23 protein-coding genes and 1 pseudogene are annotated in these 25,164 nt (G+C 72.3%); 3 read left to right on the forward strand and 21 right to left on the reverse strand.

Features of this window, described 5'->3' with window-relative positions:
- The 10 genes from AB0O91_RS00005 to AB0O91_RS00050 form a co-directional block, all read right to left on the reverse strand.
- On the reverse strand, positions 1-878 hold an 878-nt coding region (locus AB0O91_RS00005), incomplete at its 3' end, for a trehalase-like domain-containing protein (protein ID WP_363426584.1).
- Positions 879-987: 109 nt separating this feature from the next.
- The gene (locus AB0O91_RS00010; protein ID WP_363426585.1) at positions 988-2,328 is read right to left on the reverse strand and encodes a hypothetical protein; all 1,341 of its coding nucleotides are present in this window, start codon (positions 2,326-2,328) and stop codon (positions 988-990) included.
- Positions 2,329-2,419: 91 nt separating this feature from the next.
- Positions 2,420-4,237, reverse strand: a complete 1,818-nt coding sequence (locus AB0O91_RS00015; protein WP_363426587.1) for a hypothetical protein — start codon at positions 4,235-4,237, stop codon at positions 2,420-2,422.
- Between the two features lie 136 nt (positions 4,238-4,373).
- On the reverse strand, positions 4,374-5,003 hold the full coding sequence (locus tag AB0O91_RS00020) for a hypothetical protein (protein WP_363426588.1): 630 nt from the start codon (positions 5,001-5,003) through the stop codon (positions 4,374-4,376).
- A 133-nt stretch (positions 5,004-5,136) separates the two neighbouring features.
- On the reverse strand, positions 5,137-6,093 hold the full coding sequence (locus tag AB0O91_RS00025; protein ID WP_363426589.1) for a Scr1 family TA system antitoxin-like transcriptional regulator: 957 nt from the start codon (positions 6,091-6,093) through the stop codon (positions 5,137-5,139).
- A gap of 125 nt (positions 6,094-6,218) precedes the next feature.
- The gene (locus AB0O91_RS00030) at positions 6,219-7,091 is read right to left on the reverse strand and encodes an SAM-dependent methyltransferase (protein WP_363426591.1); all 873 of its coding nucleotides are present in this window, start codon (positions 7,089-7,091) and stop codon (positions 6,219-6,221) included.
- On the reverse strand, positions 7,088-7,333 hold the full coding sequence (locus tag AB0O91_RS00035) for a DUF5999 family protein (protein ID WP_363427075.1): 246 nt from the start codon (positions 7,331-7,333) through the stop codon (positions 7,088-7,090). The genes AB0O91_RS00030 and AB0O91_RS00035 overlap by 4 nt, the downstream gene beginning before the upstream one ends.
- An 881-nt stretch (positions 7,334-8,214) precedes the next feature.
- Positions 8,215-8,787 carry a hypothetical protein gene (locus AB0O91_RS00040; protein ID WP_363426593.1) on the reverse strand — a complete coding sequence of 191 codons (573 nt, stop codon included), beginning with the start codon at positions 8,785-8,787 and terminating at the stop codon, positions 8,215-8,217.
- A gap of 73 nt (positions 8,788-8,860) precedes the next feature.
- Positions 8,861-9,601 carry an ATP-binding protein gene (locus AB0O91_RS00045; RefSeq protein WP_363426594.1) on the reverse strand — a complete coding sequence of 247 codons (741 nt, stop codon included), beginning with the start codon at positions 9,599-9,601 and terminating at the stop codon, positions 8,861-8,863.
- A gap of 322 nt (positions 9,602-9,923) precedes the next feature.
- A complete protein-coding gene (locus AB0O91_RS00050; protein ID WP_363426595.1) occupies positions 9,924-10,394 on the reverse strand; it encodes a hypothetical protein in 471 nt (156 codons plus the stop codon).
- Positions 10,395-10,855: 461 nt separating this feature from the next.
- Here AB0O91_RS00050 and AB0O91_RS00055 point away from each other — a divergent pair, with 461 nt between their 5' ends.
- Together AB0O91_RS00055 and AB0O91_RS00060 are read left to right on the forward strand one after the other, a co-directional pair.
- Positions 10,856-12,160 carry a hypothetical protein gene (locus tag AB0O91_RS00055; protein ID WP_363426596.1) on the forward strand — a complete coding sequence of 435 codons (1,305 nt, stop codon included), beginning with the start codon at positions 10,856-10,858 and terminating at the stop codon, positions 12,158-12,160.
- Between the two features lie 33 nt (positions 12,161-12,193).
- Positions 12,194-13,099 carry an aminoglycoside phosphotransferase family protein gene (locus AB0O91_RS00060; protein WP_363426597.1) on the forward strand — a complete coding sequence of 302 codons (906 nt, stop codon included), beginning with the start codon at positions 12,194-12,196 and terminating at the stop codon, positions 13,097-13,099.
- 646 nt (positions 13,100-13,745) lie between these two features.
- Here the strand turns inward: AB0O91_RS00060 and AB0O91_RS00065 are convergent.
- The 4 genes and pseudogenes from AB0O91_RS00065 to AB0O91_RS00080 all read right to left on the reverse strand — a co-directional run bounded on the left by AB0O91_RS00065 (position 13,746) and on the right by AB0O91_RS00080 (position 16,669).
- Positions 13,746-14,252 (reverse strand): recombinase family protein, encoded by a 507-nt coding sequence (locus AB0O91_RS00065; protein WP_363426599.1) that lies wholly within the window; start codon positions 14,250-14,252, stop codon positions 13,746-13,748.
- Positions 14,253-14,480: 228 nt separating this feature from the next.
- Positions 14,481-14,744, reverse strand: a pseudogene (locus tag AB0O91_RS00070) (transposase); the annotation flags it as partial.
- 266 nt (positions 14,745-15,010) lie between these two features.
- Positions 15,011-15,331 carry a MafI family immunity protein gene (locus AB0O91_RS00075; RefSeq protein WP_363426600.1) on the reverse strand — a complete coding sequence of 107 codons (321 nt, stop codon included), beginning with the start codon at positions 15,329-15,331 and terminating at the stop codon, positions 15,011-15,013.
- Between the two features lie 726 nt (positions 15,332-16,057).
- Positions 16,058-16,669, reverse strand: coding sequence for a hypothetical protein (locus AB0O91_RS00080; RefSeq protein WP_363426602.1), 612 nt, complete (start codon positions 16,667-16,669; stop codon positions 16,058-16,060).
- A gap of 810 nt (positions 16,670-17,479) precedes the next feature.
- Here AB0O91_RS00080 and AB0O91_RS00085 point away from each other — a divergent pair.
- Complete coding sequence (locus AB0O91_RS00085; RefSeq protein ID WP_363426604.1) at positions 17,480-18,631, forward strand: NADAR family protein; 1,152 nt, start codon at positions 17,480-17,482, stop codon at positions 18,629-18,631.
- Between the two features lie 120 nt (positions 18,632-18,751).
- Here AB0O91_RS00085 and AB0O91_RS00090 read toward each other — a convergent pair whose 3' ends face one another.
- The 7 genes from AB0O91_RS00090 to AB0O91_RS00120 all read right to left on the reverse strand — a co-directional run bounded on the left by AB0O91_RS00090 (position 18,752) and on the right by AB0O91_RS00120 (position 25,146).
- On the reverse strand, positions 18,752-19,519 hold the full coding sequence (locus AB0O91_RS00090; protein ID WP_363426606.1) for a hypothetical protein: 768 nt from the start codon (positions 19,517-19,519) through the stop codon (positions 18,752-18,754).
- A gap of 62 nt (positions 19,520-19,581) precedes the next feature.
- Positions 19,582-20,820, reverse strand: a complete 1,239-nt coding sequence (locus AB0O91_RS00095) for an IS110 family transposase (RefSeq protein ID WP_363426608.1) — start codon at positions 20,818-20,820, stop codon at positions 19,582-19,584.
- Between the two features lie 477 nt (positions 20,821-21,297).
- On the reverse strand, positions 21,298-21,933 hold the full coding sequence (locus AB0O91_RS00100; protein ID WP_363426610.1) for an HhH-GPD-type base excision DNA repair protein: 636 nt from the start codon (positions 21,931-21,933) through the stop codon (positions 21,298-21,300).
- Positions 21,934-22,086: 153 nt separating this feature from the next.
- The gene (locus AB0O91_RS00105) at positions 22,087-22,575 is read right to left on the reverse strand and encodes a hypothetical protein (RefSeq protein WP_363426612.1); all 489 of its coding nucleotides are present in this window, start codon (positions 22,573-22,575) and stop codon (positions 22,087-22,089) included.
- Positions 22,576-22,588: 13 nt separating this feature from the next.
- On the reverse strand, positions 22,589-22,747 hold the full coding sequence (locus tag AB0O91_RS00110) for a hypothetical protein (RefSeq protein ID WP_363426613.1): 159 nt from the start codon (positions 22,745-22,747) through the stop codon (positions 22,589-22,591).
- A 523-nt stretch (positions 22,748-23,270) separates the two neighbouring features.
- A complete protein-coding gene (locus AB0O91_RS00115; RefSeq protein ID WP_363426614.1) occupies positions 23,271-23,921 on the reverse strand; it encodes an HAD-IA family hydrolase in 651 nt (216 codons plus the stop codon).
- Between the two features lie 16 nt (positions 23,922-23,937).
- A complete protein-coding gene (locus AB0O91_RS00120; protein WP_363426616.1) occupies positions 23,938-25,146 on the reverse strand; it encodes a helix-turn-helix transcriptional regulator in 1,209 nt (402 codons plus the stop codon).
- Positions 25,147-25,164: the final 18 nt, after the last annotated feature.

Genomic DNA, 25,164 nt, shown 5'->3' on the forward strand with positions numbered 1-25,164 from the left:
GTGCGCAGCAGCGAGGAGAGGGTGATCGCGGCGTCGCGCAGCCAGGTGTAGCGGTAGTCCCAGTTCCGCTCGCCGCCGATGTCCTCCGGCAGGGATGTGGTGGGGGCGGCGACGATGCCGCCGGTGGGGGCGTAGGTGAGGCCCTTGAGGGTGATCAGCGAGCGGATCACGGCCTCCCGGTAGGGGCCCTGGTAGGTGCACTGGTCGGCCCAGTCGCGCCAGAAGTCGGCGGTGCGGGCGAGTTCACGGTCGGCTTCGACGAGGGCGGGGGCGCCGCGGTGGGAGTCGCGGTAGGTGAGGGTGAACGCGACGCGCTCGCCCGCGCGGACGGTGAACTCGGCGGTGAGGGCGCCGTCGTCGGCGTGGTGTTCGCGCCCGGCCAGCCATAGCGCGTGCGGTCCGGCGACGGCGAGGGCGAGCGCGTCGCCTGCGGTGGTGCCGGGCAGGTGCGGTCGGGAGAGCGTGGGTGGGGTGCGGCCGTAGCCGAAGCGCGGGCGCAGGGTGGAGCGCATCCGCACGGTGCCGGCCACGCCCTCGACGATGCGGACGACCCGGGGCACCGGGGCCGCGCCCACGCGCCGTCCGGCGGTGGGCATGAAGTCGAGGACCCGCACGGTGCCGCTCCGGGTGTCCCACTCCTGTTCCAGGATCAGCGAGTCGCCCCGGTAGCGGCGCCGGTCGGCGGGCAGGGGCTCGGCGGCCGTGCCGGTGGCGGGGGCGAGTTGCCACGAGCCGTGCTCGTGGGTGCCGAGCAGGGCGGCGAACACGGCGGGTGAGTCGAAGCGGGGCAGGCAGAGCCAGTCCACGGTGCCGCCGCGGTCGACCAGGGCCGCGGTGGCGCAGTTGCCGATGAGGGCGTGCTTCTCGATGGGGGTCATGCGGGGGGATTCCTTGCCGTGGGTGGGAGGGCGGGAGGATTCGGGCGGGCCCGCTGGCGGCTGCGGCCGCCGGGGCGGACACCGGGCGGTGGAAGGGGCGGTGTCCGGGCTACCCCGAGGGGTCGGGCCGTGGGCGGGGCGCGGTGCGGGGGGTGTCGGCGGCCAGCAGGGTTTCGCCGGTGCTGTGACGCGCACGTGGTGACAGGCCGTGCGGCACGGACACCCAGTCCAGAGCGGAGTGCGGCCCGAACGGGTCGCCGGGCGCCGTACGGGCGGCGGCCAGCCTGCGGCGCAGCCGGGGGTCCAGTGCGGCCAGGGCCCGGACCACGCTGGCGGGCCCGGTGAGGCAGGCGTGGACGGGGCCGCGGCGGGTGGAGGCGATCTCGACGGGACCGGTCAGCAGGAGCAGCTCGGGTGCGGGGTCGGCGAGCGCTGCCTCCAGCACGGCGAGAGCGGCCCACGGCGTGCGGCCCGGGGCCAGCAGCATCAGCGCGTCCACCGCCGGGCCCGGGATCGGCCCGCTGGCGACGATGAGGGCGCGGGCGCCGCGGGCCAGCCGGCACAGCACGCTCTCGCGCTCACGCGGTGTCAGCGTCATGACCGTCCGCACACCCGCGGCCGCGGCACCAGCCTGGCCGTGGAGGAGTGCCCGGGCCCGGGAGGCGACCCTGCGCACCGTGTGGTCGTCGGGGCAGACCACCGCGACCCGGCGCACACCCGGTCGGGCCGCGGTGGCGACGGCCAGGCGCACGGCGTCGTCCAGCAGCGCCGTGCCGTTCGAGGGCCGCACCGGTGTGCGCACCGGGACGTGGAGCCGGTAGGCGCGGGAGGTGACCGGGCCGAGCACACGCTCGCGGCCGTAGCGGGGCCCGGGCCGCAGGGTCCACAGCCGTCCCTGCGCGTCGACGACACTGGTGGCGGTCGCCTGCAGGATGAGCCGCTGCGCTGGGCTGCCTGTTTCCGACAGCAGGTCGCGGCCTGCGTGGCCGCCCGCTTCGAGGGCCAGTACGTCCTCGACGAGCAGCAGTTGCGGGCGAGGGGTGCGGGGGCCGCAGTGCGCGGCCGCGACCACCGCGGCGCCCGCCAGGGTGGCGATGGCGAGCAGCGGCCCGGGCCGTTGGAGGCGGCGTTCGAGGCTGAGGGGGTCCTCGACCACGGGGCAGCCCGCCGGCACCTGGGTGGTGGCGATGTGCTCGCCGGGCCCGCGGACACCGAGCAGGAGGGTGCCGGGCGGGCAGCGGGTGCGCCAGTGCGCGAGGGCGTGGGGCAGGTCGCCGCCTTGCAGGACGAGCACGGTGCGCGCGGATGCGGTCGCGGATGCGGTCACGGCCTGTTCCGCGTTGCGGGTGAGCGCGGAACGGGCCCCGGTCACCAGGATGCGCGCCGCACGGTCGGCGTCCGTGCCGGGAGGGGCGGCGGGCGGGTCGTCGGGCGCGCCGGCATCGCGCATCGGCGGCCTTGTGGCCGACGGGGACGGCCCCGGCGGGATCGGGTGGTTGGGAGAGTCCACCGCCTGGGTGGCAGGGGCGGGCGCCACGGTGTCACGCCCCGTCCCGGACGAGGCCCCGGGCGAGGGCTTCGACCAGCTGGCGGTCGCCTGCGCTCAGGTGGGGGCCGGTCTCGAGCCAGGGGTGCGGTGAGCCGAGCGGGTGCTGTGCTGCCAGGCTGGGCAGAGCCGGGTCGAGCAGCGCTGCGGCCCGGACGATCCCCGCGAACCGTTCCCCCTGCCCTGCGGCCTGGCCGTCGGCGGGGTCGGCGAACGGTGCCAGGACGACGAGCGGGCGGGCGACGAGCGGGTGGGCGGTGTCCCGGCCGGGCGGGGCCACGGCCCATTCGATGGCCTCGGCCGCGGCCTCCACCCGGTGGGGGTCCAGGACCAGCAGCGCATCCGTGCCGGAGGCGACCACGGGGGTGCAGGTCGCCAGGACGAGCACGCTCTCCCGGCCCCGGGTGAACTCGGCCAGGATGCGGCGCTGTTCCGTCGCGTCCTGGCCCGGGGGCAGTTCCCGCACCCACAGCGAGGCGGGACGCCGCCGCTCGGGGAGCGAGGTCTCCGCGCCGCGGAGGGCGTGGGTGAGCTGGCGGCGTTGGGCGTGCGACCCGCAGACGACATGGACGCGGCGCAGCCCGTACAGCCGGGACGTCTCCAGGATCATGACCGCCAGGTCCGCCAGCGGGCCGGGCCTGACGGGCGGCGGCGGGGCGGTGGCGAGCAGCCAGTGGCCGCGGGCGCGCCCCTGGGCGGCGGCGTCGGCGACGGTACGACGCACTACGGGCGCGCCGGCGTCGGCGGGCAGCCGCTCCGGTGAGGTCGACGTCAGGGCCAGGCGTGCGGCGGCGGGCAGGGCCTGGTCGTCGTGGACGGCTCGGCCGCCCGCGTCCGGGTGCCCGACCTGGTGGGCGTCGCCGACCACCACGAGGTCCCAGGGGCCGATGCCGCCCGTGCGCCGGTGCAGCGCGGTGAGCAGGGGCAGCGCCTCGGGGGTGACGACGACGGTCACCGCCTGGCGGGTGCCGGTCAGGTCGAGCAGGCCGCGCGCGGTACCGGCAACCGGCCACCGCTCGTCCACGTGGCCGGCGTGACGGAGCTGATGGGACGTCTGGAGTCCGACGGCCGTGCCCGCGCGGGCACGGGCGGCGGCCCACTCGTGCATCGCCAGGTCCCAGGCGGGCCCGGCCGGGACGACGACGAGGACCCGGGCGCCGGGACCCGCGTGGGTGTGCGCGACGGCCGCCGCCACCACGGGCTGTTCACCGCGGGGCACCTGTGCGCACACGCGTGCCGAGCGGGCCAGCGCCGCGGTGATCGCGTCGACGGTGGGCCGCAGCTCGTCGGCCACGGCCGGCGCGGGGGTCGGAAGGTCGGGGCGCACGTCCCAGGGGCGCACCAGATGCATGCGGGCGGCGTGCGCCGTCGCCTCGTGGAGGGTGGGGGCATCCAGCCGGGTGAGGAGCTGGGTCAGGCGCCGCTGCACGGTCGCGGGCGTCAGGGCGAGTTCGGCCGCGGCCTCGGCGACGGTCACCCGGGCGAGCAGGCGCAGCAGGACCTGGTCGGCCCAGGTCAGCTCGCGAGGGTCCTGGAACCGGGCGGGCCGCCTTGCGCCGGGGAGCACGCCGGCGACCGTGTAGAGGGCGGTGAGGTGGGCGCGGGTGGTCGCGGCCGAGCGTTGCCGCAGACCGGTCTCGGCACGCCGGGCGGCCTCGACGGGAACGGCCTGTGCCGCCGCGATGTCCGTGCTGCTGCCCGGTCGGCACAGCAGCGCCGCCCACGCGAGGGAGTCCTCGTCGGTGGCGATGCCCGCGGCGAGTGCCGCGCTCTCTTTCGCGGTCGGGGCGGGGAGGATCTGGAGGTGGTCCATGGGTGCTGTCCAGGTGGGTCGTCGTGGCCGGGTGGGGAAGCAGTGGCGCGGGGTCCGGGCCCGGGTCGTGCGGCCGGCTCTGGGCCGGCGGGCCGGCGCCCGGCGGGTGCCCCGGATCCGGGGGGCGGGGGTGCGGTCAGGCGGCGCCCGTCGGGTTGGGGCGGCCGGGGGCGGCGAGGCGGCCGGGGTCCGCCAGGCGCACCGCGATGCCGTCGCTGCTCTGCCCGCGCACGCCGACGCGCCACCCACCGGCCTGGGCCATGCGCATGCGCACCGGCCCTCCCGGGGCCGCGTGGAGCACCGTGGCCTCGCAGCGGATGCCGTCGATGACCAGCACGCCGCCCGTGAACAGGCCGCACTGCGCGGCGGCCTGGGCGACCGCGTCCGTGTCGGCCGGCTCCACCGGCTCGGGCAGGCGCTGGGTGACGCGCAGGCCGTCGGCGTAGACGGCCTCGATGCCCGTGAAGCGGTTCGTCCCCTCGACGGCACCGCTGATCGCGGTGATGCGCAGCGGTGCCGTATCCGAGTCCAGCAGGGCCAGCGGCAGGCCGGTCGCCGCCATCACGGCGCCGACCCGCTGTTCGACCGTCAGGTGCGGTGCGCCCCGTCCGTAGCCGGGGTCCAGCACGGGTGCACCGCAGTGCGGCCGCGTGCGGTGGAACCAGTCGGCCACCTCACGGCGCAGGCCCTCGGCGTGGGCTGTCAGTGCGGCGCCGGCGTAGCCGTACGGGTCCACGTTCTGGTGAGCGGCCGGGACTTCGGCCATGGGAACTCCGTTCATCGGGGATCGGGGGAGGGGGCGCTGGTGGGCGGACCAGCGCCCGGGATACGGGCAGGGCCGACGGGCGGGTGCCGCGTGCCGCGCAACGGCGCGTGCCGCGGGGCACGTCGCGGGTCGGCTACCAGCCTCTTCGGGGCCTGCGCAGCGTGCCGTCGGCGGCCTGGTCCAGCATCCGGGCGCTGGTGTCCGGGTCGTACGAGCGGGCGAGGGCGAAGGCCACGTCGTGGCGCGGGCCCTCGCGGTAGCTGACGCCTGTCGCCTCGAACCTCGCGGACAGGGTCCGTCCTGCGAGGTCGAGTTCGGCCCTCTCCGCGTCCAGCACCACCCCGCTGTCCAGGGGAACGACCTGTACCTGCAGGCGGGAGCGATGGTGCAGGTCGGCGAGCAGACGCATCTGCGCGGTGTGTGCGTGAGGGCCGCCGGCGCCCTGGTGGAGGAGGGCCTCGGAGAGCAGCAGGACGGTTTCCGGCCCGCTCCCGGGGCCGATACGGCGGTCGAACGACTCGGCGCGGGCTCTGCCGACCGTCCACTGCCAGCGTTCGCCGGCCGACGGATCGGCCGGCGCAGCGGCCCGGTACATCAGGCACACGTCGCAGCCGGGGTGCGGCAGTGCGGTCGACGACGCGGGGAGGGCCGGTCGCGGTGCCGCGGGGCCGCTGACCGCCTCCATCAGCATGGCCGCCTGGGTCCCGGCGGTGCGCAGCGGTCCGGGCACGCTCGTCCAGGCGGTCAGCAGCACCCGAGCGGCGGTGGCTTCGAGGACCTGGTAGCGCCACGGCCCGCCGACGCCGTCGTCCAGGAAGACCGTGCGACGGTGGTCACGCTGGTACGTCGCGACGATCCGGGTGTAGTCGGCGAGTGCGAGCGCGCCGGCGTCGACGCCCCGCAGGTAGGCCGCGACGGGGCCGGTCCAGGCGTCGTGGCCGAACCCTTCACCGAGCCCGGCTTCCAGGGCGGTGACAGCGTCGACGCCCAGGCACAGGGGGCCGGGCAGGCGGGCGGCGAGGACGTCGGGGGAGTGGCCCCGGCACTCCCGCAGGTGCCGCAACTGGGAGCCGAGGACGAGGGCGCCCAAGCGGCCTCCGATGTCGTGGCCTCGGGGGAGGGGCGAAGTGTCGGTCATGACTGCGGCCGTTCTGTCGGTCAGGGCGCTGGCGGGCTTGAGGGCGTTGAGGTGGGGTGCGGTCGGCACGGCGGCGATCACAGGCCCGACCTCCCGGCGGTCAGCACGGCCACGGTGCATCCGGCCCCGGCTGTCGTGACCGCCACGCCGTTCCAGGGCCGTGCCAGGGCCGCGAACTGTGCGGGGGTGCGTGGATGCCACGGCAGAGCGGCGCGGGCGTGCGCCGCGGCCACGGCGGCGGCGCGTGTGTCGTCGCCTGCGGGGGTGCGGTGGCTGACGAGGACGGCGCTGGCCGGCGGCAGGGCCCGGTGCAGGACCGCGAGCAGGCGCTCCACCTGATGGTCTGTCAGTTCATGGCAGACGTCGGAGAGCACCACGGCGACCGGTCTGCTCCAGTCGAAGCCCGTTCCGCGGGGGCCGCGCAGGACCGCCAGCGTCCGGTGGGCCCTGGTGAGATCGACGTGCAGGTGCCGAAGACGGCCGGATGCCGCCGGGAGGCGGAGGAGGGCACGCGCGTGGACCAGCACCATCGGGTCCCGGTCCGCGTAGACGATCCGGGCCGTGGGGGCGTGGGGGAGGACGGCGCTGTGCAGTGGCGCGAGCGCGCTGTGGTCCTGGCCGGTGGTCAGACCGCACCCCAGGTCCAGGAACTGGCCGATGCCGTCGCGGCCGAGGCGCGCGGCCGTGGCGAGGACGGCCAGGCGCGACGCCGCCGCGTCGGCCTCCCAGGCGGTGTCGGCTTCGGCGAGCGCGGCCGCGACGGCCCGGTCGGCCGCGAAGTGGTCCTTGCCGCCCAGTACATGGCCGGCCAGACGGGCGGAACCGGCAGGCCACCGGGCGTCCGGCAGCGCGCCGACGCCGGTGGGCCGGTCGACGGGGACGACCCCCAGGGCCCGCGCCCCGCAGGGACGGTGGGCGCAGCCGGGGTGAGTCAGAGCCGGCCCGCTCATGAGGCACGCTCGCAGATCCCGGTGCCACGGTCCTGCGGTGCGATGACGCGGCCGTCGGGCATCGCCGCCCCGGTGTCCGAGAAGAGGACGACACCGTTGCACAGCAGACTCCACCCCTGCTCGGGACGGCTGGTCACCGCGACGGCCGCATGGAAGTCGGCCGCCTCGGCCGCGGGACACACCGGCCGGTGCCCGCAGCCAGCGGCGCGGTCCCCGCCGGTGGGGAGGGGGGCGGTGGTCAGCGTCACCCGGGGGACCCGGTGTCCGGCGGCGGGTGTCAGCGTCACCACGGCCCACCCCCGGTGCTGGGCCGCGCGGGCGGTCCAGGTCCCGTCGGCCCGGACGCGGGCCGGCAGGAGCAGGCCGTCGACGCACAGGGTCCCGGTGGTCGTCGCGCCCTGCGGCAGCGCGGCGGCCACCAGGCTCTCCGGGCCGTCGTGGCCCGGCGGGTGGAGGCAGGCCCGGGACCCGTCCTCGTAGACCGTGACGCGGTCGGCGCCCGTCTGGGCAGCGGCCTTGCCCGGGCCTGCGCCGGCCAGAAGGGCGAAGGCGAACGTCGGCACCGCCGGAGTGTGGTCGTCGGGACTCGCAGTGGGGTCGAGGTGCGGCATCGGACCTCCAGGCAGGACGGATCGGGTAGTGGGGGTGACGCGGGCCGCTGGGGGCCGAAGGGCGCCGGTGGTGCCGCGCTCCCGGGGCCGGATGTCCGGGGAGGGGTCCGGCCAGGTCGAGGCGGACGGCAGTCGGGCGGTGCCCGCCGTCCCCGCGCCGACGCCCGCGACGAGCAGCAGCGCGATGAGCAGCGCCGCGGGCCAGGAACCCGTCCGGGCCGCGATCACGAACACGGCGCCAGGTGCCAGGCCCGCCCCGGCCGTCAGCTGGAGCACCCCGATCACGGCCCCCCTGACGTCGTCCCGCGCGCGCAGCCGCGGCGGGAAGGGCGAACGCCGACCCGGCTCCAGGGGCGCACGCCGCGAGCGCGGGTCCGCCACAGGCCGGCCGTTCCCCGAACGCCCATGCCCGGCGGCCGTCACGGGCGCGCTCCGCGTCGCCGGCCCGCCCGTGAGCGCGGCGACCCGGACGGCCCGGACATCGCGTGACGGGTGATCGCACTGGGGTGTCGTCACGCGGCTTCCCCCGCTCCGGGGACACGGGCGGCGGGGCCGACGAGGTGCAGGTGCGGGACGGTGCCGACACCGGGCCGATCCGGGACCACGACCAGCAGCAGCACGCCGTGCGCCTGCAGCGCGTAAGCCCGCCACCCGCGGGCCGCCGCCACGAGGGCCGGATGGAACGTGCTCCCGATGCCAAGCTGCGCCGTGCCGGCCACCGCCCCCGGCAGCACCTCCTCGAGCAGCACCTGCGGTCCGCGCGCCAGCAGCGGCACGGCCTGCTCGGCGCGGGTGAAGGACGCATCGAGGTAGGAGCAGGTCACGGCCGGCCGGCCGCTGTTCCTCGTGGCCCGCACCCCGGTGCGCGGGACCGTGGTGGACACCAGCAGCGCCGCGGGGACGCCGGTCCGGGTGGTGGCCGCGCTGAGCTCGTCGGGCCCCGCGGAGTCGCGCTCGGCGGGGATCCGGGTCCGGCCGCCGCGCGCGTTCGGCGGGGACGGCAGCATCGGAAGCGGGCCGAGTGGCCGGTCGGCGCCGGTTGCGGCGGGCGCGGGAGTGCCGGCGATGGTGCGGGGGGAGGTCATCGGATCGTCCTCGGGGGATCGCTGGGGTGGCTGGCCGGCCGGAAAGCCCCGGCCCGGCCTGCGGCTGACGGAGTCACTGGAACTGGCGCAGGGCGTGGCTGACCGTGGCGGGCGGCGGGACGAGGAGCGCCGGCGGCAGCAGCACGCTCGCGACGGTCTGCCCGCGGACGCTGGTGACGGTGACCCTCAGGTCCAGGTGCCGGGCGGCCGCTGCCACCAGCCGCAGCCCGAGACCGGGCCACCGTGTCCCGGCCGGGGCCCGGCCACCGCCCTCCAGAACCTGCCGAACAGCCGCGAGGGTCCCGTCGTCCATGCCGGGGCCTGCGCTGTCCGTGACGGTCAGCCACGCCGCACCGCCACCGCCCGGCTCCATCCAGCCGGCCAGGACGACGTTCGCCTGCGGGCCGCCGTACCGCAGGGCATTGTCCACAAGCTCCGCCACCGCGGCGGCGAGCGGTTCGACCGCCCCGGGCACCACGGTGAGGTCCGCGCTCTCCCGTACCTGCACGCGCTCGAAGGCCGCCACCCGGCTCGTCGCGGCCCGACCGACCTCATCAAGGCGCGCGGCCTGGCGGCGCGGCGACGGCCAGACCCCGCCGGTCAGCACCGCCTGCCGCACAGCGAAACGCAGCGCCAACGCGTTGGCCAGGTCGGCCCGGTAGAGGCAGGCCAGCGACTCCGGATCCGTGATCCGCTGCTGGGCCGCGTGCAACTCGCCGGCCTGCCGACCGAGCTGGGCCAGGACCGGTCGGGACGCGGCCGCCGCGTCCGCGCAGGCCTGCGCCCGGACCCCGCCGACGGACTCCGAAACCATGACCGCAGCCCGCCGGACAGCAGGCGGAGCCCCGTCGACCCGCGGCGGCACACCGAGCGCGGCAGCGTGCAACAGGTACGGGAGCCAGTGCGAGACGAAGCCGTCCATCGCCGCGGGGGGGGGGGCCGGGGGGGCGCCGGGCCCCAAGTGGAGAAACGGGGGGCCGAAGGGGGGCCCCCCGGGGGACGCCCAAACACCCCTCCCCACCCCCCCCCCCGCCCCCCCCCCCCGCCGCCCCCCCCCGCCCCGGCCCCCCCCCCCCCCCCCACGGCCACAATGGCATCACCGGTGTCCCGATGGCGTCCCGCCCGGAAGACCGCCATCACCGACCCCCATCCGCGGAGTCCAGGGCTGCGCCCTGCCGGGCAGTGGTGCGGGGAACGAATCGGTCCGCGTCGTCGACCGGGACTCCCGTCGCGCGGGCGATCAGCGTGGCCAGGTGCACCAGGTGCGACTCGGGTACGCCCCCCTGGTGGACCGCCCTGGCCAGAGCGGGCCGTAGGAGGAGCTGCACCTCGAGGCTGGCCGACTGGGCGAGGATCAGAGCGGCATCGCAGCCGTCCCGACCCACCACCTGGACACTCGGCCATCCCCCGCGGCGAACACTCTGCAGGAACTCCTCGACGCCGTGACGCGCCTCCGCGAGGTACACCTCGGCAGCGCCGAAGGTAGGTTGGCGGGAGACCAGCTCGTCAGCGCGCAGCACCGCCTGGGCCAGATGAACGAGCCGGTCCCGCAGCGCGAAGCCGTCCGTCAGGTCGGGAAGGTCCGTCTCACCGGACACGGTGTCCACCGCGCTCGGGTGAGACCGCGATACGAGTGGCGGTGTGCACGCCGCCGCCTCCGGGCGCACGCGAACGGCGGGGGCGGAGCCGTACCGCGGCAGGCGGCTGCCGAGCCGGTGCAGCATTCCCGTCCCCGGTCGGCGCCGTGACGGCAACAGGGCGTCTCCGGGTGACGCGGACGTGGTGGGATTCATGCCCTCCCCCTTCGGGACGACGGACCGCACGCGGCGGAAGAGCTGCTCGGGTCTGGAAAGATTCGCCGCGCCGCACGAGCCCGGCAACCAAGCGGAGTCAGGCCGAACCGGCCCTTCCGGGCTGCGAGTCGGGCCGTTCTCGTGGATCGGCCCAACTCGTGCGGGGTATCCGGGCCTTTTCGGCCCGGATACCCCGCGAACCCGCGACCGAGCTCCTCGTCGGACCGCACAATGCCGGTATGACGAATCGTCACAATCGCTCGTGTGCAGTCAGGTTGCGCCGCAGTCCCGAGGTGCTGGACGGCGGAATGCCGACGCTGGTGGCGGCGCTGCAGGAGTGCTGCGGGATCAGCCGGCTGCGAGCCCACCGGCAGGCTCGGGGCTGGAGCCGACCGGAGGTCATCGTCCGGCTCGCAGCGCTCGCCGAACAACGCGACGGGACGCGCTTCAAGGGGACCCGGGAGCTGTTGCGTACCTGGGAGGACCTCGGTGCCAAGCCCCGCGAGCGCGCCCTTCAACTGCTGTGCGCGCTTTACGAGGCGTCGCCCGCAGACCTCGGGCTGGCATCGTCCGCACCTGCCCCCGTCCCGCCGCCGCAACAGCCCCAGCCGCCGGACCCGGTGCACGAACACGCCGAGCGGACCCGCCGGGCGATCAACCGCAACCTCGCCGCCAGCTCGGTCAGCCCAGGGGAACTGGACCTCCTGGACGAACGCCTCGACACCGCCCGCCGCCTCTACGTCACCGCAGCGCCCGAGCAGATGATCCAGCATCTGCTCGGTGACCTGGACGACATCCAGGCCCTGGCGGCCGAACGCCAGCCCGCCACGGCGCAGTCCCGCCTGTCCGAGCTCACCGCGATCGCCTCCACCCTGGTGGCCGACGCCTACATGAAGCTGGGCCGGCTCCCCGAGGCACAACGCTGGTACGGCACCGCCCGACTGGCCGCCGACGACGCCGGCAACGCCGAGCTGCGAGCCCGCGTCCGCGTGCAGACCGCGATGCTCCCCTACTACTACGGCCCCCTGCTGGCCGCCGCGAACCTCGCCCGCGAGGCCCGCCTGCTCAGCCGCGGCCGCCCCGGACCGACCGCGGTGTTCGCAGCCGCAGCCGAAGCCCGCTCCCTCGCCAGACTCGGCGACCGCGACAGCGCACAGGCCGCGATCCGCCTGGCCAAAGACCTCTTCGAACACTGCCAAGCCGACCAGGACGACGCCTGGGCCTTCCCCGAGCGGCGCCTGTGGCTCTACCTCTCCGGAGCGCACACCGCTCTCGCCGAAACCAGCCAGGCCCGCCACGCCCAACAACAGGCACTCGCGCTCTACCCCGAAGGCCATACCGGCATCGACCCGGCCCTGCTGCGCCTCGAGGAGGCGATGTGCATGGTCATCGACCACAGTCCGGCCGAGGCCCTGCAACTGACGGTCCACACCTACGACCAGGTAACCGGGCCGCACCGCACCGCGATCCTCGGCGCCCGGGCCCGGGACGTCATCGCGATACTGCCCGCCCAGCTCCGGTCGGCCCGCCCGGCCCGCCAGCTTGCGGAGATGCTCACCCTGCCTGCAGGGCAGGGGTGACATCAGCCCACGGCATAGGAAAGCCTGACCACCATGACCACCACCCCAGTCACAGCCGGCGGCTTCACCGCCCCGCACCTGGCAGCAGTCCTCGACCAGGTGTGCCGTACAGTCGGGCTCCGCCCCGACGGTGCCGTTCTGCTGAGAGGGCACACGAACGCCGTCTACCACCTGCCCGGCGAAGGCGTCGTCGTCAAGATAGCCCGGCGCGGCACACCCGCCGAGTCCGTCCGGCGAACCGTCGCCTTGGTCACCTGGCTCAGCGCACAAGGCTTCCCCACCGTGGGCCTGCACCCCGTGCACCAGCCCGTCGAAACCGACGGCCACCTCGCCACGATCTGGACCCACCTGCCCCAGCCTGGTCACCCCGTGGCCGCCGAACAACTGGCCGACCCGCTCAAAGCGCTGCACCGGTTGACCGACCCGCCCGTGCCGCTGCCCCCGGTGGACACCGTTGCCGCCGTCCGCCGATCCCTGGCCGCGGCCAGCGCGCTCACCAAGCAGGAGCTGAACTATCTCCACCAGCGCCTGAAGCAACTGGAGGCGGACCTCGCCCGCACCACCTTCCTGCTGCGGCCCGCGGTGATCCAAGGCGACCCCCAACACCGCAACGCCCTGCACACCGGCGACGGCCGGGCGGTCCTGTGCGACTGGGACACCGCAGGCTTCGGGCAGCCCGAATGGGACCTGACGACGGTCGAGATCCACTGCCGGCGATTCGGCTACGGCCGGGCACACTACGAGGCCTTCGCCGATCGGTACGGCATCGACATCACCGACTGGGACGGCTACCCGGTCCTGGCCGCACTGCGGGAGCTGCGGATGATCACCACCAACGCCAAGCGCGCAGCCCCCGACAGCGCGACACTCCGGGAAGTTCGGCGCCGCATCAACCAGCTGGCCCACGGGGACAGCGAGCAAGGGTGGAACATCCTGTGAAGCCGAGACGATCGACAACGCGATGCTGCCGGGATAGCGCCTGACCAGTGGGCACCGGTCACTGAATGCCGGGCTCGCCGCCCGCACATTCGCGGGGCTGGCACACGCGGCCGGCAGGAGCCGCCTGGCCTTGACACGGCGACGGGGCAGGCGGATCGGCGCCGCTCCCACTGCCAGGGCACCGACCTGCGCTGAGATCCTCATTGGTGCATCCCCTCATGCCGGTGTCGGGACGACGATGTACTTCTGCTCGGAGTCAGCTCGCCAGGACGTCCGGCAACCCGTGGGCAGCTGCACGGTAGAAGGCCGCGACAACCTCTGTGCTCGCTGCCCAGGCCGGCCTCGCCCTCGCGCTCGCCGCCGAGGCCGACGACCCCGCCCCTCGCCGCACACACGCTGCGCGCCCAGGCGCACCAGGCTGTCGTCCTCGGCCACCGCGCTCAGGCCCTCCGCGCCCTCCTCGGCGTCGTCCACGCCCGCGCCCCGGCCGCCACCCGCCGTACAAGCACGACGCCCTCGCCGCGCGGTGGCCGACCTGGCTCCGCCGGAACGGCCGGTCCGTAGCCGATCAGGGCGGCGGCGTCCTTGCCACCGTCCGGATTGGGAGAGAACGCGAACCGGGTTGCAATCTCGCGGACGATCGCCATCACCGACCCCCATCCGAGGAGTACAGGGCCGTGGGAGGCCCGCCTCCGTAGAGCAGTTGGCCCGGCGTATCGAGTGCGCCTGCGACTAGGAAGAGACCGCGGTCGGAGAGCAGCCTGGTCAACCGGCTCCATTCCTCCGCGCTGTCGGCCACCATCGAGCGGGTCCAGGTGACGACTCCCTGCGCCGCTCCGTTCGACAGTGCCTTCGAGAGGTTTGACCATTCGCGCCGCTGGCTCAGGGCGATGAGCGCTGCAGAGTCAGTGAAGATCCCGGTGACCGTCCATTCCCGGGCGTCGGCGTACTGACGGCACTGTTCCGCCAGTACGCCGCCCGGGTCTCCCTTGATGGATGCGATGTAGAGCGCGACCGGGACTCGACCCGGTGAGCGAGGAACGTTCGAAGGCATGCCACCAATGTGACGGACCCGATAGTTCTGTTGAACCTGCGCGGGATACGACTTCGCGAAGTCGCGCAGGGTGTACTCGTACGGTACGTACGACTTCACTGGCGGTACGTCAGCTCAGGCCTTTCGTCAGGCCACATGAGGGGGCGGGTCCCGATCCAGGGGAGTTCGCAGCCTGGCTGCCCTGCACCAGCTGACAGTTTGGAACCGCGCCGCTGGCCGCGCCAGCGACCCGACTGAGACCGCGAGCCCGGCGGAGGCGCCGGGGGGTGAGCCCATGTGTTCGGTCGCCGGCCCGGGTCACCCCGGTTCTGTGGTGCTGGTCGAAGGTCAGGCTCCGGCCAGGGCTTTTGGGAGGGCCCGCTCTTCGGTGAGGAACAGGTGGGCGGAGCTGACGAGGGTGACGTGGCGGTGCCAGCCGATGTAGGAACGGCCCTCGAAGTGGTCCAGCCCGAGGCGGGTCTTCAGTTCGCGGTAGTCGTGTTCGATCCGCCAGCGTGATTTCGCGAGTCGGACCAGGTCCTTGGCGGGGATGTCGGCGGGCAGGTTCGAGATCCAGTACTTGACCGGCTTCGCCTCGCCCTCGGGCCATTGGGGGTCGTTCCTGCGCTGGGCCGACCTCGACCTGCGGCAGCTGGCTGCCGACCTGGGGGCGGTCGGCCCGCAACACCGCATCGTCACGCTGTCCCAACTGGCCCGTCGCAAGCACCGCTTGCTCCGGCACGCGGTACACACGGCGATCCTGGCTGTCTTTCTGATGGCTGGCTCACTGCTCGCGGCCATGCTCTGAACCAGGAGCTGTCCGGCCGGTCACCCTGCTCGCTGGTGCTCTGACCGGGAAGGTTCGCCGGGTTGGCGGGTCAGTCCTGCTCTGAGGCAGCTGCGAGATGGCGGCGGCAGAGGTCGGCAGCGGTGAGGTGGGGCTTGTGTAGTGCGTCGCTATAGAGCCGCATCTCACGGGCTGCCCGGTCCAGGCGCTGCCAGAAGGCGAGTGGTAGCTCGAGGTCGTCCCCGAGATCGACCAGGCAGTCGAAGGCGAGGCCCAACTCGTTGTGCTGCAGGAACTCGAGCATCGCTGAGAGATCGATGTCGGGTAGGCCCGCAAGGTGGGCCCGAGCAGTATCGAGGTGGCGGCGGCTCCGGTTCCAACTGTCCTGAAGCACCTCACGATCAACGGTCATGGCGTCAGTGTCGCTGGCGCTGCCGGTGGGGTCACGCGACTTTTACCGGCCGGCTGCCCCATGAGTAACCATCACCGCCTCCAGGCGGCGTCCGGTTGCATGGAGCAGGGTGGTTGTATCCTGCGGAGTGAGCTAGTTCTGACCAGGCCGTGTGGAGGCCGATAGTGAGCACTCACGACCAGCGCGGCGGGCACCTGCCTGCGACCCTGAGAGATGGAGACTTTCTCGTCCTGCGCTTCGCCTCTGAGTTCTGGGCCGACGAAACGGTCATTGTCACGCGGGTCGACGCCGAGAGCGTGAGGGTGAGAAGTCCCCGCAAGCCCTTCGACCGCTTTGAGCGCTTCGACCGCGTGACAGGTTGGGAAATCGGTGCCGGAGGCAGGCCGGCTCGCGTGTGTCTCCCTGCCGGCGCATGAACAGCCTGGGCGGGCTCACCTAACCGATTGCCGCCTCCGAGGTTGTCAACGAGGACGGGCCGATCGTTCCGTGTGGCCACCAGCGTCCGGCTGATCCGGATCGGTCAGCGGTCTCGTCTTCCTGACCTCAGCCACTGACGAGCGCGGCTGTGGTGACGGTGGAGAGGAAGACGTGGCCGCGCTTGTCGTAGCGGGCGGGTGCGCCACAAGGCGCCGTGGAGGCCGTGGAAGACCGTCTAGCCAGGATGTGGCCGCCGGCCGGCGAATCCGCGCCCTTACGAGCGTGTGGCTGACCGGCGCCCTTCTGCCCCTACGACTCCGACGAGGCAGCGTCTTCGACGAGCGTGTCCCACCAGCGCAGCAGCATGCCGCGAACCATGTATGCGAAGGCTGCCAGGGTCATCGGCAGCTCAGTTGCCTTCCACTTCGTGTCTCCTGGGCCGTACGTCTCCGTGAACCGTTCGGCGGGCAGGCCGTCACGTCCGGCCGACGGCATCAGCAGGGGCAACGGGAAGGGTGTGCCTGCGTGCAGGCGGGCTGACCGGAGCCCGTACACGGCTTCCAGGGCCTTGCGGATCTTCTCGGGTTGGTCCCACGACAGCTGCGCGTTCAGGTCAGTCGTGCGCCTACCCGGTGGGCCGGGGAGGAAGTCTTGTGCGAACGCTCTGAAGCGGGCGGTGGCTCTGACGAGGCCCTCGAACTCCTTGGCGGCTGCCTCGGCGAGCTTGTCCTCGCCGCCCACGGCGAGCAGTGCTTCGGCGGAGCGCGGGAAGGCTTCCTTGACGATCAGTGTGCAGTCCTGGACGGCGCTCTGGTGGGCGGTCGCCGCGACTTCGATGGCACTGACCAACAGCAGCCAGGCCAGTTCCGGTTCGCCCTCGGCCATCCAGAGGGCGTCGGCGTACTGTCGGGCGGCCCGCACCAGGTGGACGGTGTCGGGTGCGGAGAGGCTGGGCAGTGACGCCAGGTAGGGCCGTAGCAGTGCGAGGCCAGTCGACTCGTCCGCCAGGCTCGGCAGGATCGGAGAGGACGGACCAGGGCGACGACGGCGCGCTCGGCACGATCTGCGCGGCCACCTCGTAGTTGGCGATTGTGCCGTCCGGCCGCTGGCGGCGGGGGCGCGGGTCATCGCTGCGCAGGCGTATCGCAAGGACAAGTGACGCCAGCGCGGTGACCTCCTGGTGGATGGACAGCCCTGTCCATCCAGCGCTGCTTGAGGAGCCGGCGTGCTCGCCGGGGTCGCGGAACCAACTGGCCAGCTCGAGCACTGGCTGTGCGTGCCCCGGACGTTGGCCGGCCGGTCGGGGAAGCGAAGTGAGCCGGTAGGGCCCGATCTCCGCTGTCCCGTCGAGCGGGGGGAGTTCCGCGTCGGAGTAGAGCAGGCTCACCCAGCCGCGGTGCGGCTCATCCGCGTAATGCCACAACCTGACCGACCATGCTGGCTGGTCGATCCTCTTCCTGCCCACAGAGTCCCCCCTTCGTGCACGGCGAAGGCCGCCTTCACATCGTGAGGTTACTGGCCCTCGAACACAGTTGCCGTAGCAGGTGGGCACGGCCGCGACCTCGCCTTCGATGCGCATCCGTCGTTGTCGGGTGGCGTTCGTGGCCGGTTGTCTCATCGAAGTTGACCACTGGGTTCGGTACCTGGTGGTGGCTGGGGCCCTGGGGTGGGTTCAGCGGGCCGGGAGAAGACTTGGGGTCGAGTGGGCGTTCGCTGCGACACAATCTCTGGATGATCGGCAACCGGATCACCCATCGCACTGCGGACGGCGTCCGCATACCCGGAACGTGGCGGCACGTCTTCATCCGCAACGGCCAGTACCACCTCACCGACCTGTTCATCTACGCGGACGGGCTCATCGACTGCTGGGGCCTGGTCACCATCGAGGAGTTCGAGGAGAAGCTGCACACCGGCTGGGTGGCCACCAGCCTCCCGGAGGGCGCGGAAGCATCCGCGTTCGAACTCGCACACTGGAAGTTCAGGGAACCGCAGAGCCGGTACACGCCCGAGCTGCTGCTCGCCGAAGTCCGCGACACCATCGATCAACTGAGCGGGCGTCCCGACTCGACCGGCCGCTGCCTGGCCGCCGTCGACGCCTTCCTCGCTGACCGGACCGAGGAGAACCGGGACGCGGCCCGTGCCGCGTTCCTCGCGATCCCGGAGTCGCAGCGCCGCTACGCGCTGGGCGACATGGATCGCAAGGACGCGCCACTGCGGGTGCTGGTGGCAGGGCCCGGAGGCCAGACCTACCTGTCGTTCGACGGAACAGTCACGCAGGAGGCCTACGACAGTGCTCTCGCGTACTTCGAGGAGCGGACCGGTTGGGAGGCCGAACGGTCCAGGCACGTCCCTGCGGACGGACCGGTGGACTCGCATGCTCCGGCGGTCCACATTGTCCAGACGTTCCCGAGGAAGCCGGTGGACGATCCCGGCAGGGTCGGCCTGCGCAACGACTACCCTGCCCCGATCATCGTGGGCGGGGCCGGCTACCTCTCCGTCGCCCATGCCTACTGGGCCCTGTCGGTCGCCCAGCCCGAGGTCCGAGGCGCGATCGCCACAGCGGAGACCGCCCTCGAGGCGCGAAAGCTCGCAGCCGAGGCGCCTCGCAGCGAGGGCTGGGAACATGTCCGGACCGCCGTCATGACGCGCCTGCTGCGGGCCAAGTATGACCAGCACCCCGAGCTGGCCGAGATCCTGCTGGCGACCGACGACGCCACCGTGATCTACGACGACATGGACTCGGCCTTCTGGGGCGACAACGCCGGCCGAGGGCGCAACTGGACGGGGCGTCTCCTCGAACTCGTCAGATCCGAACTGCACTTGCAGCAGACAGAGATCCTGGGACTTTGGCCGCACCAAGCTCTGCCGCCCCGGCCCTGCTGAACTTCCGGACCGGTTCGACGTCCTCGGACCGTACGTCGTCAGACACCGCACGGCGCCAAGCCGTCAAGTCGGGCCAGTGGGCACGAGCTCGATGTTCGAATTCGAAGTCCCTTCCGGTGGTCAGGGAGCGTCTTTGGTGTGGCTTCGGGCGAAGTTCCATGGGGTGGGTGCATTGGCGGCCTCGTACTCATCCGCGATGCCGAAGACGCTCCCGCATCCTGGGCATTCCGCCCGGCCGAACAGGTGCGTCAGGCCCCAGGCTAGCCTTTGCTGGCCGTCCCGTACGGCCAGCTCGTACAACGTCCTTCCGATTCCGGTCAGCTCGTGCGGGGTGGTCGGCCGGAGCGGGACCTGGTGGACGTCTCCCAGGTTCCAGTCCCGGATCGAGGAGTAGCAGCCGTAGCCGCCGACCGCGATCGTCACTGGTGCGTCGCAGTGCGGGCAGGTGACAGTGACGAAGGAGTCTGTGAAGTCGTCCAGGGTCTCGAACCACAGGGGTTGGCCGTCGAACGCGAGCATGGCCTGCAGCCGGTCTAGGTAGGTCTTTCCGTCCAGGCCAGGCCTCAGTCGGGCAGCGGCCGTGGCCCGCAGCTGGATCAGAGCGGGCGCACAGCGGGCGACTTCTTCGTCGACGCCGTGGGGTTGGAGGAGGCCACCCGCTATGGCGCCTGCCAAATCGAGCGCCCAGTCCCCGATGTCCTCGGTCTTCGCGATTTCCGCCAGCCACGGCAGTGCGGCGATGCTCGCGGGGGTGATCGTCCCCTGGTGGCACAAGCGCCCCCAGAGCCGGTCGATCGCCTCCTGGTCACGATCGACGGCCCGGTCCAGCAGTCCGGGTATCGCGTGTGCCGGGCCGTAGGCGTCGTGGAGAGTGGACCAGTTGATCATCCGGTGATTCAAGCACGCTGCCGCGTGGCCTCCGTGGATCGGTGAGTCGCAAGCGAGATCAGCTACGCCACCGCCAGCGCTGGGGCCTGCAGCGCTGGGAACGCGGTGTGTTCGTCGAACAGGCGGCGGTTCTTGAGGCAGTGGTAGAGCTGTCCGAGCATGCGGTTGAACAGGTTGCGCTGGGCGGCAGCGTGCCAGTCACGGTGGTCGTCACGGCGGCGCCGGTAGTGGGCCTTGGCGCCGGGTGAGGCGGTGATCGTGGAGAAGGCCCAGAGGTAGCCGGCGTGGTTGAGCCGGTCGTTCTTCACCCAGCGGCGGGTGATGCTGGACTTCTTGCCGGAGGCCCGGGTGACAGGGGAGGCGCCGGCGTATGCCTTGAGACCGCGGTCGTCGGCGAAGCGTTCGCGGTCGTCGCCGATCTCGGCCAGGACCCGGGCGCCGAGCTGGGTGCCGAGGCCGGGGAAGCTGCAGATGATCTCGGCGTCCGGGTGCTGCGGGAAGACCTTCTCGACGGCCTGGGCGAGGTCGTCGGCGGCGGTGCAGGCGGCAGTGAGCTGGCTCAGGAGGGCGAGCATCTGTCGGCCGAGGGCGTCCTCGACCAGCGGGGGCTGGTGGGCCCAGTCGGCGCGGAAGACCTCGCGCAGCCGCTCGGCCTCGGTGTCGATGCCACGCTTGCGGCCGGCCCGTTTGAGGGCGGCGGCGAGCTGCGTGCGGGTCAACCGGGCGGCCAGCGCCGGGGTGGGGGCGGCCTTGAGGATCTCGCGGGCCTCGGGGCGGCACAGTCCGTTCTTCCACGGCTCGAAGGCGGCCAGGGCGGCCGGGTAGTACTCGTGCAGCAGGGAGCGGAGCTGGTTGGCCATCTGCTGGCGGTTCCAGGTGGCGTCCTGCTGGGCGCGGGCGAGGACGGCGACGGCGCGGGCCAGGTCGCTGTCGTCGGGCAGGGCCCGGTGGGCGTGCATGTCGGTGCGCAGGATGTTGGCCAGGACCAGGGCGTCGCCGGGGTCGGTTTTCTTGCGGGAGACAGCGTGGCGGTCGCGGTAGCGGGCGGCGGCCATCGGGTTGATCGCGAAGACCTTCCGCTGGCCGGTCCGCAGGACGGCGACCAGCAGGCCGCGGGAGGTCTCGATCGCGACGGGGATCGGGTCCTCCTCGGTGTCGCCGTACTCGGCGAGCGGGTCCAGCAGCAGTTTGTAGCCGGCCGCGTCGTCGGTGATGTGGCGCTCGGCGAGCAGCTGGCCGGTGTCGTCGACCAGGGCGACGTCGTGCGTCCGCTCGGCCCAGTCGATGCCGCAGTAGATCAAGTTGTTTCCCTCCCTGGGGCGCGGTGTTTGCGCTGGTGCGAGCGCATGCGGGCCACGCAGCGACCTAATTCCAGGACTCGGCCGTCCGGCTGGTCCGCCACCTCACTAGCCGTTCGTGGCACCAGCGCGCCCCACGGGCCCCGGTCTGTTGCGGGAGCTCGGCGGCTCGGGCAATTTGAGAGGTCACCATGCGGCGGGCTCGCACCACCAACACCAACGAGTGATCAAGAGTGCGGTGTTGACGGCGATGGCGGCACCGAGGACGCCGGAGGTCGCCGCTCTGACAAGAGACCTCGACGGCCGGGCAAGTGGTAGGCATCCGTCGGGCGCCCACGGGGCCGCCACCACCGTGAATGCCGAGGCCGCGCGCCGATCTATCCCAAGGCCTCACGGGCCCGGGTGACCGAAGGCATCACGGCCCGGCATTCGAACGGCTCGACTGCAGCCCCCTGGCTACACCGATCCGCTATCAACGAATTAGGCCAGTGGGCGCGCCGGACCGCTCCTGCTCGTGGTCGTACGGGACGCTCGGAGGCCTTGGTCCTTGGCAGTGCGGCGTTCCTCCTGTCGGGTCTCCCGGACGTGCCGCAGTGACTCGGGGCCGGTGACGTCGGCGACGGAACGGAAGACACCGCTCTCACCGAAGGGCCCGGCGGCCTCTCGCCATCCGGGCGGGCACACCCCGTACTGCTTACCAAGCAGGGCGACCAGGATCTGGGCCTTCCGCCGGCCGAAGCCGGGTAGCTCGTTCACCCGCAAGAACAGCTGCCGACCGGTCGCCGCCCGCTCCCAGACCGTGGCGGCCCTGCCGTCGTAGCGGGCGACGAGGAAGCGGCACATATCCTGCAGATGCCGGGCCATCAGCGCAGGACAGGTGTGGACTGCAGGTCGGGCTGCGAGCACCGCGGCGAAGTCCGGCGGGCTGTGGTCTGCGATCTGCTGTGCGTCGAGGTCGTCCCAGCCCAGGCGGCGGGCGATGGTCAGCGGGCCGGCGAACGCCCACTCCGAGGGGATGTGGCGGTCCAGCAGCGCGCCGGTCAGCAGGGCAAGAGCGCTGCGCGACAGCAGCGCATCGGCCTCGGGCTGTTGCGCGATGCACACCGTATGGTCCACAGGCAGAGGCCTCTCGGGGTGATGATCGGTTTTCCGGTCAGTCTGCCCGGAGTCGGCCTGTCTGCTGTGGGCAACACGCTTGTCCGGATGCCCCCGGGCGCGGTGGGACATCCGGACGGCGGCCTGCGCTCTATTCCGTGATGCTGGCGGCGCTCATGAGTCGTCCGAGAGCCAGTCCAGGATGTCCTGTCCCACCTCACGGATCTCCGGGTCCCCGCTCCCCTCCGCCCGAGCGGCCATCCCGCGGAGTGCCACCCGGTCGTTCAGGTGCAGGTGGAGCTCGGCCAGCCTGCGCCAGTCATCGGCATCGGCGGTCGGAAGCTGCTCCTCCACGAGTCGCCGCACCTCCGACCTCGTCACCTGCGGGTCCCTGGCAGCAATGGCCTTCCTCGCCGCGAGCGCGGATCCGGTCGACAACGAGATGTCGACCAACTGGTCGAGCAATGTGGGGACATCACTCGGCAGGTCCTCCAGGAACGACAGCGCCGCTCCCCGATCCCAGGCCGACCCGCGCAACGCGGCTGACAGAACGGCACGGCGTGAACCCGCGTTCTGGAAGAAATCCGCGCGCGCCCTGGCAACCTGCTGTTCGGCCGTCACCACCAGAGCCCACAGGTCCTCATCGGACTTCGAACCGTCCACCAATCCTCCCTGATCAGTGTTGGACAGCGGAGTTGTGCCAGTCCATGCCCCTGAGCAGACCGGTGAACTCCTCCGGGGTCATCTTCCTGGTCGGATGGAGCGCAATGTGCCCGTACGGCTGCGTCCCGCCGACGTCCTTACCGTCCGCGATCACGCCGAGCCCGTCGCCCATGGGCGGGTGGATGAAACCCCCGGCGCCAGCTTCTTGGAGCTGTCCAGTCGATCAATGATTGCTCCAATCCCGTCGGCTGCTGAGCGATACTCGTCCAGTGCGAATAGGCGGAGGTCCTCAGCTCGCCCTTCGATGTGCCGTCTGGGTTGGGGCGGTGGTGACCGCGCCGCTGTTGCTGATCGCGGGCGGTCCGGCATACGACCGCTTCATGTGCCATCTCGGTCGCGAGGATGGACCGGGGCTGCTCTCCAAGGAGGAGGGCTGGGTACACCCGGGTTACTGGTTGGTGACGAATCGCCTGGTACGCGCGCTGACGTGGCCGACTCGCCGCGGCGGGATGATCAGGTCGTGGTGACTGGCATCGAGCAGAGCCAGATGACGAGTGCCGCAGCGGTGACGGCGCTCAGGAAGACGTAGCCGAGCTTGTCGTATCGGGTTGTGACCGCTCTGGCGTGCCGGTTGATGGCCCGTTCGGCGGTACCGACCACGACGGGCGAACGTCACATGATTCGCCGGACATCTGCTAGGCGTCGGCGGTGATGCCTTCAGGCTCGTCGACATTGCCAGGGCCGAGATCCAGGCCAAGAAGCTGTGCCACGCGCTTGGCTGTGTCGGGGCCGGTCGCGTGAACGGTCGCGATGCCAAGCGCTTCGGCCGGAGCGAGGTTGGTGTGGTGGTCGTCGACGAAGACACAAGAGGAGCCGTGCAGGCCCATGTGGTCCAGGGTGCGCCGATAGATCTCGGGGGCCGGTTTGGCTATGCCCTCCTCACCACTGATCACCCGGATGTCGAACAGATCCCACACCCCGGTCTCCACATACGGGTTGTATGGGGCCAGACCATAGGAGTTGGACAGCAGGGCCACAACGATCCCGGCCCGTCGGGCGGCGTGGACGAGCGCCACCATGGAGGGTACCGCTCGGACTTCCGAGTGCACCCGACCCATGAGGTTCTCCGGGTCGACGCCAAGGATCGCCGCTGTACCGCGGTTCCACTCCTGCTGGGACATCCGGCCAAGCTCCAACTCCACATACAGCGCACGGCCGACCGGATCGTCCTCCAAGGTGCTGCGCCAAGCGTCGACGGGCAGCCCTTCTCGAGCACACCACGCTCTGGACGACTGCCCGATGGGGGTGCTCATCACTCCCGCAAAGTCGAGGATCAGTCCGCGCAACGTGTTCTCCCGAGGGTCAGGTGAGTCGGATCGTGGGAGCCGTCCCAAGGATCTGGGACAGCTTCCGTAGCCGGCTGGTGCTGGCATGACCGGCCCTCTGGATGATGACACCCGGAATAGCCTGGTGCCGAGCCCACTCCGGGTGACCCGAGCACACCTCCAACAGGGTGTCCAAGGAGGTGTCCCACTGCCGGGCATCACACTGGGCCAGCGCGACGTCCAACATCATTCGGTTGTGGGCCGCCTGAGTGAGTCCGCTCGCATCGAACCGTCCAGCGATCTCCAGCGCGCGTCCTGCGTTTCCGAGCGCGACGTTGACACCGACTGCTTGGGCCCCGGCATACGCGGGACCGAACTGCATGCCATTGGTGAACACGTCTCGCCCGAGTCGGGCGGCGACCGCGTGGGCTTGGGACATCAGATCGGCGGTTCGCGAGGAGTCGCCGAGGCGGGATGCCGCGACCGCGGCGAATACGATGTTCTTGCCGTAGGCGGCGAGTAGGCCGGTTCCCTGTTCGGAGAACGTGGGCTCGTGCCGCGCCGCCACTGCCTCGGTCTCTCGCAGTGCCTGCGCTACTCGGTTGTCCCGTAGGAGAACTCGGGCGCGGGCGGAGCCAAGCATCGAGACCCGTACCGGGTCGGCGGCGAGTTCGGAGTGCCTCATGGCATTGCTGATGGCCGCGTACGCGAGATCTCGGGCGCCCAGGAAGTTCGCGACGAGTCCAGCGGCGCGGTAGGCATCCGATAGCAGGGCGGCCGCCGCAGCCTCCTGCCCTGCCGGGGCGTTGTTGGCGTAGAGGGCGACCGAGCGCAGGAACGGTGCAGCCAGGACCCCGGCATCTGTGTATGCCCCCCGCCAGTAGACCCGCCACAGCCGGGAGGCGGCCTCTGCCAGATCGGCTGGGCCGGGCAAAGCGTCTTCCGCGGGCTCGAGGAGGATGCCGGCCGCCGTGTCGTGAACGGCCCGGGACAGTGCTCGCAGCATCGCGCGGTCGTCGGTGCTCATTCCACGTCGAGGGGCCTGCTGTCCGAGGATCACTGATACATCAGTGTGTAGCCCTTCGGCCACCTTGAGCAGGGTCGGGAGCGTCACGTTCCCACCCTGCTCGAGCTTCCTCAGGGTGTGCAGCGAGACACCGCTCGCATTGGCGACGTCCTCCTGGGTACGCGTGCCTCGGAGTAGCTTGACTCGCTCACCGTTCGTGTACTCCGACCACTGACTCATATCGCTTGCCCTTCCCCG

Origin of the sequence: Kitasatospora sp. NPDC089797 (genome assembly GCF_040684795.1) — a bacterium.
GTDB lineage: Bacteria > Actinomycetota > Actinomycetes > Streptomycetales > Streptomycetaceae > Kitasatospora.